At 29.2% G+C, this 10,891-nt stretch carries 10 protein-coding genes, 1 tRNA gene and 1 rRNA gene; 8 read left to right on the plus strand and 4 right to left on the minus strand.

Features of this window, described 5'->3' with window-relative positions:
• A partial coding sequence (locus tag O3801_RS08365) for a transposase (protein ID WP_371454661.1) occupies positions 1-564 on the plus strand: 564 nt, incomplete at its 5' end.
• 127 nt (positions 565-691) lie between these two features.
• On the opposite strand, the gene O3801_RS08370 is transcribed toward O3801_RS08365, so the two are convergent.
• The 4 genes from O3801_RS08370 to rpmH form a co-directional block, all read right to left on the minus strand.
• Positions 692-1,066 (minus strand): response regulator, encoded by a 375-nt coding sequence (locus O3801_RS08370; protein ID WP_371454662.1) that lies wholly within the window; start codon positions 1,064-1,066, stop codon positions 692-694.
• An 8-nt stretch (positions 1,067-1,074) separates the two neighbouring features.
• Positions 1,075-1,953: an RNA-binding cell elongation regulator Jag/EloR gene (gene jag / locus O3801_RS08375; protein WP_371454663.1), complete on the minus strand. Its 879-nt coding sequence runs from the start codon at positions 1,951-1,953 to the stop codon at positions 1,075-1,077.
• Positions 1,954-1,955: 2 nt separating this feature from the next.
• Positions 1,956-2,300, minus strand: coding sequence for a ribonuclease P protein component (rnpA, locus tag O3801_RS08380; protein ID WP_371452544.1), 345 nt, complete (start codon positions 2,298-2,300; stop codon positions 1,956-1,958).
• Positions 2,301-2,425: 125 nt separating this feature from the next.
• Entirely contained in the window at positions 2,426-2,560 is a 135-nt protein-coding gene (gene rpmH / locus O3801_RS08385) for a 50S ribosomal protein L34 (protein WP_003144116.1), read from the minus strand.
• A gap of 659 nt (positions 2,561-3,219) precedes the next feature.
• On the opposite strand from rpmH, the gene dnaA reads away from it, so the two are divergent.
• From dnaA to O3801_RS08420, 7 genes are all read left to right on the plus strand, one after another.
• Positions 3,220-4,704, plus strand: coding sequence for a chromosomal replication initiator protein DnaA (gene dnaA, locus O3801_RS08390; protein WP_371452545.1), 1,485 nt, complete (start codon positions 3,220-3,222; stop codon positions 4,702-4,704).
• 157 nt (positions 4,705-4,861) lie between these two features.
• Positions 4,862-6,001 carry a DNA polymerase III subunit beta gene (gene dnaN, locus O3801_RS08395; protein ID WP_371454664.1) on the plus strand — a complete coding sequence of 380 codons (1,140 nt, stop codon included), beginning with the start codon at positions 4,862-4,864 and terminating at the stop codon, positions 5,999-6,001.
• A 202-nt stretch (positions 6,002-6,203) separates the two neighbouring features.
• The gene (locus O3801_RS08400; protein ID WP_371454665.1) at positions 6,204-7,394 is read left to right on the plus strand and encodes a CynX/NimT family MFS transporter; all 1,191 of its coding nucleotides are present in this window, start codon (positions 6,204-6,206) and stop codon (positions 7,392-7,394) included.
• Between the two features lie 571 nt (positions 7,395-7,965).
• The gene (locus tag O3801_RS08405) at positions 7,966-8,919 is read left to right on the plus strand and encodes an L-lactate dehydrogenase (RefSeq protein WP_294683448.1); all 954 of its coding nucleotides are present in this window, start codon (positions 7,966-7,968) and stop codon (positions 8,917-8,919) included.
• Between the two features lie 261 nt (positions 8,920-9,180).
• A complete protein-coding gene (locus O3801_RS08410) occupies positions 9,181-10,221 on the plus strand; it encodes a LacI family DNA-binding transcriptional regulator (protein WP_294683449.1) in 1,041 nt (346 codons plus the stop codon).
• Positions 10,222-10,568: 347 nt separating this feature from the next.
• Positions 10,569-10,642: transfer RNA gene (locus O3801_RS08415), tRNA-Gly, on the plus strand.
• 111 nt (positions 10,643-10,753) lie between these two features.
• A 16S ribosomal RNA gene (locus O3801_RS08420) occupies positions 10,754-10,891 on the plus strand; the annotation flags it as partial.

Consider the following 10,891-nt stretch of genomic DNA (forward strand, 5'->3'; position numbering starts at 1 on the left):
AAAGCTAGAGTAAAACTAATGAATCAATATAAGAATAAAAAAGGTTCTACTTACACTATTCTAAAGAACTTCTGGAAAGTAATATTAGAAGATAGAGATAAAGTAAATTCAACAAAAACATTCTATTCTAGAAGCTTTAAACGCTATGTAACTAGAAAAGAGGTATTAGATTATATATTAGCTATAGATGCTGAATTTACAGCTAGTTATGAGAGAGTTCATGAGATAAGAGAAGCTATTAAGGCTAAAGATTCTGTAGAATTAGAGAAGTATATAGATATGGACACTAAAGGATTATCTAAAGGTGTATCTAAAGCTATAAATACTATGAAAAAGCACAAAGAGTATATGCTTAATGCTGTTAAATATAAGTATTCTAATGGCCCATTAGAAGGATTTAATAATAAAATAAAACTACTAAAGAGAGTATCTTATGGATATTCTAGCTTTAGTAATTTCAGATTACGTATTTTAATTATGTCTAGATTATTTGTTTCTGAGTATAAAAATAATATTAAGCTTAAAGAAAACAAGAAAAAATCTAAGCAGCAAAATGCTGCCTAGATTTCATTTCCTGTTTTTCTCCATGCCCCGAATTTGACAAAGAGCCAAAAAAATAAGTAGCCTGGGTAAATCTCCAAACTACTTATTTTGACATTATTAAATTGAAAGGACGTTAGTAATAAATTAACTAGTTTTCCTCATTGATAAGTTCTATTTCTGAAATCGCAAATTCTAAATCATCTAAATCATACTCTTTTGGCAGTACACCACATGCGCCATTAGCAAATGCTTGTCTTTTATACACAGGTACTTCGCCAACACTACTGCAGATAAGCACTTTTGCACCAGGAAACTTCGTACAAATTTCTTTCGTCGCCTCTAAACCATCCATTATCGGCATACAAATATCCATCGTTACAAAATCTGGTTGTATCCTTCTATACATTCTCACAGCTTGTTCGCCATTTTCTGCAAAATGACACTTATATCCTGCAAGACTAACAATTTCTGCTCCACGACTTCTATAATATGAACTATCATCAACTATTAATACTGACTTCATTAGGCCTCCTATTTAGCTGTAATAACTAAATATCTGTGTGGTTCCTCACCACGTGATTCTGTTTCAACATTTTTAATTCCTGTTAAGGCATTGTGAATAATTTTTCTTTCAATGCTTGTCATTGGTTCTAATTCAACAGGTTTTCCGATTTTTTTAGATTTTTTAGCTAAGTTTAACGCTAATTCTTCTAATGTTTTCTTACGATTTTCTCTGTAATCATCACAATCAACTTCTATTCTGAAGTAGTGTGAACTGAATTTTTTAGCGTAGTTATTAACTAAAAATTGTAAACTGTTTAAAGTTATTCCACGTTTACCAATTATTAAACTAGTGTTTTCTTCTGTTTTAATATTTAAAGTAAAGTGACGATTACCATCTTCTCTAAAATCTACTGTCGCATCAGGATATCCCATTGCAACTACAATATTTTGTAGATAATTTACAATACGATCTTTATTTTTTACGATATAATCTTCTCTTTTAGCTTTTTTTACTGGTTCTTCATCATGTTCAGCATCAACAACAGTTTCTTCTACTACTGGTTTTGTTTCTTCAACATGAACTTCTTGTTCTACAACTTTTTCTACAACAACTTCTTCTTTTTCTGTTGTTTTAACTTCAACTTCTTGTTCTTTTTCTGCTACTTTCTCAACTTCAACTACTTCTTTAGTAGCTTTAGCTAATTCAACAGCTTCTTCTTTATTATAATCTTCATCTAATGGAACTAATTTTACTTTTGCTTCTTTTTTGAATAAACCGAAAATACCTGCGCTACCACCTTCGATTACTTCAATTTTTACTGCATCTTCTGATAAAGCTAGGTCTTTTAATCCTTTTTTAATAGCCTCATCTACAGTAATTCCAACATAATAATATTCTTTTTCCATTCTTAACTCCTCTTCGCTTTCATAAGTTTTGATCTTTTTAAAACATGATCGATGCTACTGCCAAATTCTAAAAATGGCATTTCTTTAGCACCAGGTCTTGCTATCACTATAATATCATAGTTTTTAACAAATTCTTTTCTTGTTTTAAAAGTTTCTCGTATATATCTTTTTATTTTATTACGTTCAAAGGCTTTTCCTAATTTCTTACTAACAGAAATCCCCAAACGCATATGGTCTAAATTATTTTTTTGATAATAAATAACAAACTGTCTATTCGCAAAAGATTGTTTTTTTCTTATAATATTATCAAAATCTTGACTTCTTTTTACTCTATATTCTTTTTTCATTTTAAAACCTTTCTTAACACTAATATTTTAACAGTTTATTTAACTTTTTACAACTATCTTTCTTATTTTTTAGGACTCAGTAATAAAAAAAGGGTACCACTTTCGTGATACCCTCTGTGCAAACATTAAGCTGAAAGAACTTTTCTTCCTTTAGCTCTACGTCTTGCTAATACATTTCTTCCGTTTTTAGTGCTCATTCTAGCTCTAAATCCGTGTACTTTTGAATGTTTTCTTTTATTTGGTTGATACGTACGTTTCATTTTGTCCTCCTCGAGTTTTCTTTTCTTTACTTAGATAGATGTAATAACTGAATTAGTTTAACATATCTAAAATAATTTATCAAGTAAAAACATCATAATTTCTAAAAAAAAAATATAGGCAGATGTAAATATACTATATTTTAAATAAATCTTATCACTATTCATGATTTATAAGCATAACTTTCTTCATCAATTCATAAAAACTCATACTGTTGAAAAATTGTTAGTTTCCCGTAAAAAGCATAAGAAAATATTTAAGTATATCTTCTTTATAGTTTTTCACAGTTTTTTATAAGTTATCCACATATTTTTGTTAATAACTTTATTCACATATAGAAAACATTTTCTTTTTTCTTAAGTTTTTAACAGATTTATCAAGTTATTCACAATTTCACATTTAAAAGTTATTCACAGGTGTGAATTGTGTGTGAAAAACTTATAAACTATATTAATAGCAATCTTAAAGTTTGTTAAAAACCTCTCAAAACTTATAAAATACTTTTTATATTCTATTACTTTTTAACATATTCACAGCTTTTTCTTAGTTTTTTATTCACATAGTTAATAACTTCTGTTAACAACTTGTGAATAACTAATATTTTATTTTATTAACAATCTATGTTATAATTATTTATATATTTTTTTAAGGAGGTATTTCATTGAGTAATTCTAATTTCTTATGGGAAATTATTCTTCGTGAACTTAAAAGTACCGTTGATCCTCATGTATTTGATACTTGGTTTTCTGGTGCTTCTATAGATAACGTCGATTTTATGAAAAAATCTATCGTTATTACTAGTAAAGAAGCTCTTATTTCTCAATTTATTCAAGGTGCTTATGATCAAAAATTAAAAGAAATACTAAAGAAAAATACTGGATTTGATTTTAATATAGACTATACTTCCCTTGATACTGATATTCCTCTAATTACACCTCATGTTGTTGATGAAAAGCCAGCAGCTGAAAATCTAATTAGACAGAACTTTCTTCAAGGTGATAAACCTTCTGGAGCTCAACATTTTTATCAAAAACAAACTTTTCCTCTAGAAGACTATAAACATCCTGTCCCTAATAAAAATATTACAGCGAGTAAAAAGAATCCTACGCTTAATAAAAACTACACTTTTGAGAATTTTGTAGTAGGGGAAGGTAATGCTTTTACACATAATATAGCATGGAACGTTGCAGTTTCTCCTGGTGGTATCTATAATCCTCTATTTATCTACGGAGGTGTTGGATTAGGAAAAACTCACTTACTTCACGCTATTGGTAATGAAATGGAAGCTAATTTTCCTGATTTTAAAATTGAATGTATTTCATCAGAGAAGTTTTTAAATGAATTTCTTGCTTCTATTAAACCGATGAAAGATAAAAACAACTATACTAATGCGGATGAAGACTTTAGAAGAAAATACCGCGATGTTGATGCTCTTTTAATCGATGATATTCAATTCTTATCAGGTAAAACTGAAACACAAAATGCATTTTTCCATACATTTAACGAACTACAGATGAATCAGAAACAAATCGTCCTTATAAGTGATCGCTCTCCATCTCAACTTAATGATTTGGAAGATAGATTAGTTACTAGATTCAGTCAGGGGATAACTGCGGATATTACACCACCTGACTTCGAAACACGTATGGCAATTATTAAATTCAAATGTGAACAGTTCGATATTAAACTAGATGAAGAGACACTTACTTATATTTCTAGTAATGTATCATCTAATATAAGAGAGCTTGAAGGTGTTCTTAAACGTATTAAGTTCACTGCAACTTCTAAACATGAACAACCTTCACTTAGTATTGCCGAGGAAATACTAAAAAGCGCGAAAACTTCACCTAGAAAAAATATCTCACCTGAGAATATTATTAATGTTTGTGCAGATTTCTATAAAATCAAGGTTGATGACATTCTTTCATCTTCTCGTAAAAAAGAAGTCGTACAGGTTAGAAATATAGCTATATACTTATGTAGGGAACTTACTACATTATCATTCCCTTCTATAGGTGATTGTTTTAATAAAGATCATACTTCTATTCTTTATTCATTCAATAAGATAGCGAAACTAAGCAAAGATGAAAATCCTGAGATTTTTGAAGATATAGAAGTTATAAAAGAACGTTTAGGAAAAATATAAGAGGCTGTTAAAATCTACTAAAGATATTAATATGTTTTTTCACAAGTTATTAACAAGGGAAAATTCATTATTTTTGAGTATTCTTTAGTTTTCCACAGTTTTTACAGGCCTTATTATTATTATTTTATTAAATATATATTATATATAAGGAGAAAAAATGAAATTTACTATAACTAAATCAAATTTTCTTGATGGCTTAAATCACGTATCAAGAGTAATTGCCCCTAATTCTCTTTTTGAAATCTTAAAAGGTATTAAAATAGAATTAGAAAAAGATAAACTTATACTAAAAGCAAGTGATTCTTTAGTATCTGTAGAATATTCTGTAGATAGTTATGAAGATGATAAAGAAATTATTACTATAGAAAAAGAAGGACAAGTAGTATTACCTTCTCGTAATTTTATAGAAATAATTAGAAAAGCACCAACAGATTTAATAGAGCTAGAAACAGTTGGTAACAATATTTTAGTTAAATCAGGTAAAAGTGAATTTAACGTAAAAGGATATGATGCTAACGATTATCCAGAATTCCCAGTTATCTCTAAAGAAAACAGTCTTAAATTAGAAGCTAATGTTTTTAATGATATTATTAAAGAAACAGTATTCTGTACAGCACCTAATGATCAAAGACCTATTCTTGAGGGGGTTAACTTCTCATTAAGTAACAAAATCTTAACAGCTACAGCGACTGACTCATATCGTCTAAGTAGAAGACAAGTTACACTAAATGATGAAGATAGCAACAAAGAGTTTAACTTAATTATTCCTAGAAAAGCTCTAACTTATTTCCAAAGAATGATAGAAAATGGAAAAGATCAAGTAGAAATCTTCTATGAAAATAATAGAATAGTTCTTTACTACCAAAATGTAGTTTATACAGTATTATTAATTAGTGGTAACTATCCAAATACTAATAAACTTATTCCTACTGTTTTTGAATGTACATTCGTGGCGAACAGTAGAGAATTCTTTAGTGCAGTTGATAGGGTTGCATTAATGAGTAGAGAAGATAAAGATGATATTATTAAATTAGTAGTAACTGATAATCTATTAGAAGTTTCTTCTCAATCTAAAGACTTAGGAAGTGCAGTAGAGGAATTAAAAGTTTCTTCTACATTAGAAGATGAAAAATTCGAAATTTCTGTATCTGGGAAATATCTAAAAGACGCGGTATCTGCGGTTGCGGCAGAAGAAATTATCGTTAAGTTCTCAGGGGAACTAACAGCGTTTATTATTCAACCAAGTGATTACCACAGAGAAATTATTGAATTAATTTTACCAGTAAGAACTTACTAATAATAAATAGGGGAAGCGGATTGAAATAAAAAAATCCGTAAGATCAATTATTAAATTTATAACGTAATGGTTTATAGATAAACTATAGAAGATAATAATAATTTTTATCTATTAACTATACGGGGGTGACTTTGTAAATATGATTTATATAAAATCAGTATTTTTGAGTTACTCCCTTTTCAAGGTTAAATTAGGAGGAACAATGACAAAGAAAAAGAGTAGTATTTTAATTTTACTAGGTGTTATCTTTTTAGGGCTTATCCTTAGAACACCTATTACAGCGGTAGGTGCAATCGTCGGACCATTAAAATCTATCTTAGATATTAATAACACGGTTGCTGGATTTATCACAACAATACCATTAATTGCATTTGCAATATTTAGTCCAATGGTTGCTAAATTATCAAATAAAGTAGGTTTAGAAAAAACTATATTATTAGCTGCGGTAATTATTACTGTAGGTTTAGGAGTTAGGTTCTATATTAATACTTATGTATTCTTCCTTACTACATTTATCGTAGGAGTAGGAATAACAGTAGGTAATGTATTATTACCAGGATTAGTTAAGAAATATTACCCAGAAAAACTAGGAGTTATGACTGGTTTTTATGCAGTTGTTATGAATGTAGGGGCTGCGGTTGCTGCGGGTATAAGTTATCCACTGTTAAGTACAAATATTGGTGGAGAGAAATTCTCAACAGGACTTGCGGTGAATATTTGGATCGCGATTGCGGTTATCAATATCTTTATTTATACTGCGCTGTCGAAAAACAATGTAGTAAGTGATGTTAAAGATACTCATGAAAAAGCACATGGATATTTTAAATATTCTAAAATGTGGACGATTATGTTGAGTATGGGATTACAATCTGCATTATTCTACTGTAGTGTTTCATGGTTTGCTGAAATTATGATTAGTAAAGATTTCTCACCGGAAACAGCAGGACTATTATTATCAATTAGTCAATTCGCTCAATTTCCATCTACTTTTATAGTACCGATTTTAGCGGATAAATTACACAATAAATTAATTATCCCTACAGTAATTACTATTGGATATATCGTGTCACTTGTTGGAATGCTTTCTACAAGTGGAAACTTCGTATTAATGCTAACATTTATAGTTATCTTTGCGTTAGCTGGAGGAGGATCATTCTCATATGTTATGTATCTATTTTCAGCTAAATCAAGAAATGAAAGTGAAGCGGCTGATATCTCAGGATTAGCACAATCAGGAGGGTACTTATTAGCGGCAATATTCCCACCATTATTAGGATATATTAGAGATATCTCAGATTGGAATAAAGCTCTATACGTATTAATAGCTACATCAGCTGTATTACTAGTGACATTAATTCACTGTAGTTCAAAAGGAAATATTATAGAAAAATAATAAATAAGAGTAACTAACTAGCTATTTCTGTGAAAATAGTAGAGCTTAGTTACTCTTTTTTATAATACAAAGCTTAAATTTAAAAAAAGACAAAAGAAACAAAAATTATTATATATATAATACAGGACAATAAAACTAATAGTTTTAAAAACATGTATATATACATTCAACAAGTACAGAAGAGAGAAAAATAATAGTACAAGAATAAGAAATTTAATAAATAATTATAGTATTCTTAGAAAAATTAAAATAAAATTGAAAAATTATCTTATAATATAAGTATAAGCAAAAACGAATACAAAAATAAGAAAACGTTTTAAAGAATGTTGAAATAATACATAATAAATTGGAAAAAATATATGAAAAATTGTTTAGATTAATAACAAGATAGTATAATTCAAAGGGATAAAAACACTTTCTTTTTTTACAATAATGTGATATAATTCTAGAGGAAATGAGATATTTATACTTTAATTAAAAATATTATAGTATTTTGTTTCATAAATATAAAATAGTAAAAATAATTACTTTAAAATATCTAAAATTATATATAATATATGGAGGTTTTCTTATGAAAGCGAAAAATAGAAAAGTTGTTTTAATAGGAGCAGGAATGGTAGGGATGAGCTTTGCTTATCAATTATATTCAAGCGGACTTTGTGAAGAACTAGGATTAATCGACTTCTTCGCTGAAAAAGCTGAAGGTGAAGCAATGGACCTTAACCACGGTGGAGCTTTAGTACCACCTATTAAAGTAACTTCAGGTGGATACGAACAATGTGCTGATGCAGACGTAATCGTAATCGCTGGAGGTCTTCCACAAAAACCAGGTGAAACTCGTCTTGACCTAGTTGACAAAAACATGAAAGTTGTTAAAGATATGTCTGACCAAATCGTAGCATCTGGATTTGACGGAGTTATCGTTATCGCATCTAACCCAGTAGACGTATTAACTAACGCTTTACAAAAATTCACTGGATTCCCTAAAAACAGAATCATTGGATCTGGTACTACTTTAGACTCTTCTAGATTCCGTTACATCTTAGGAGAAAGATTAGGATTAGCACCAAGCAGTGTACGTGGATACATCATTGGAGAACACGGAGACACTCAACTTGCTGCATGGAGTAACGTAAATGTTTACGGAAAACAATTCGACAAATTCTTAGAAACTTCTAAATTCACTAAAGAAGACTTCGCTGACGTAGAAGAAAAAGTTATGCGTGCTGCATACGAAGTAATTAACCGTAAACGTGCTACTTACTACGCAATCGGTCTTGCTTTATTCACAATCGTTAAAGCTATCTTACGTGACGAAAACGTAGAATTAGCAGTAAGTGGATACTGTGAAGGTCAATACGGAATCAACGGATTATACATCGGTACTCCAGCTATCTTAGGACGTGACGGTGTTCGTGAAGTTGTAGAATTAGACTTAACAGAAGAAGAAACAGCTAAAATGCAACACTCTGCTAAAGTATTACAAGAAACTTTAGACAATGCTTACGCTGCTTTAGAAGCTTAATTCAAATAAAAAATTATAGAAGAATTAGATTCAATCCTTAAAATATAGGAGGAATTTAATTCTTCTTTTTTTTATAAAACTTAAGTAAAGAAAATAGCATATTTATAAATAAGAAAACGTTTTTTGAAAATAAAAAAATATAAAAAATTTTGTTTTCAACTACTAGACTTATATTAAAAAATTTGTTACAATATAAAAGGATGAAAAGGTTTTAAAAGTTAACAAAATAAATAAACAATAAAAAAGTAGAGGAGAAAGACTATGACAATAACGATATATGACGTAGCTAAAGAAGCAAAAGTATCGATGGCCACAGTATCAAGGGTTGTTAATAATAATCCTAATGTAAAAGAAGATACAAGACTACGTGTCCAAGAGGTTATTAAAAAATTAAGATACACACCTAACGCTGTTGCCAGAGGACTTGCTAGTAAAAAAACAACAACAATAGGTATAGTATTACCGGATATAGCAGACTTATCTTCTGCAGAAATAGTAAGTGGTATTGAATCGGTAGCTAATATGTATAAATATAACATTATCTTAGCTAACTCATGTGACGATCAAGAAATAGAGAAAAATATATTTGCATCATTTGTGAGTAAACAAGTAGATGGAATTATCTATTTAGGACATTCACTATCAGATAGTTCTAAAAACTATTTACAAGATATTCAAATACCAGTAGTATTAGCAGGAAACTTAGGGACTGATTCAGAGTTTTATTCAGTAAATATTGATTATGAAAAAGCAGCATACGATGTAACAAAAGAATTTTTAGCGAAAGGTGTTAAAAATATCTCATTAATAATAGATAAATATGAAAGTCAAAAAACACAAAGATTAATTAAAGGTTATAAAGATGCCTTAGCTTCAGAGAAAGTTGACTTCAAACCACAAAATATTATAGATGGATATAGAACATACAAAGAAAGTAATAAACTATACAAAGCCGTAAGTAATATTGATGCAGAAGTGGTAATTACTATGTTTGATGAAGTTGCTTTAGCAACAATGCAACAAGCATTAGATCTTGGAATGAGTATCCCAGGTGATTTACAAATTATTTCCCTAGAAAACACAAAACTAATAAACATGACAAGACCAAAAATTTCATCTGTATTCCAACCAATTTTTGACATAGGTGCAGTTTCTATGCGTGTCTTAACTAAAATTATAGATATAGAAAAAGCAAAACGTAAAGGTGAAGAAATTGATGAAGAAGAGCTAGCAGAATTAAAAGCTCAAGAAAAAGAGATGAATTTACCTTACAGAATAGTTCATAGACAAACAACAAAATAAAAAAGACTATTTTATAGAAGAAAAAGTTTAGAAATAGAAAAAATGAAATTTTCTAAACTTTTTTTTCATTTTCTATTGACATAATATAAAACTGATGATAGAATAATAAAAGTCTTCTGATAGAGAAGACGAACAATCAAACATTAATTAAAAAGAAATGTTAAGAAATTTTTAAAAACTCTTGACAAAACAAAATAATAATGTTAAACTAATAAAGTCTTAAAACGAAGCACTGCTTCGAAAAAAAACTTTTAAAAAATAAAAAAAGTTCTTGACAAAGACTTCTAAAAATGATAAAATAATTTAAGTGTTGAAGAAACACTTGAGATTAAAAAAAATTAAATAATGCGGGTGTAGTTTAGTGGTAAAACCTCAGTCTTCCAAACTGATGTTGTGAGTTCGATTCTCATCACCCGCTCCATTATTTTGAACATTGAAAACTAAACGAATTAAGTCAACGTTAATTCCAAAAAAGGACAGTTTTAAAAAGAAACTATAAAACTTTTTAATGAGCTAATCAAGCTAACAAATTTATTTGGAGAGTTTGATCCTGGCTCAGGACGAACGCTGGCGGCGTGCCTAATACATGCAAGTCGAGCGAAGTTTTTCTGGTGCTTGCACTAGAAAAACTTAGCGGCGAACGGGTGAGTAACACGTAAAGAACCTGCCT

It is taken from the genome of Gemella sp. 27098_8_149, assembly GCF_041433745.1.
Classification (GTDB): Bacteria; Bacillota; Bacilli; order Staphylococcales; family Gemellaceae; genus Gemella.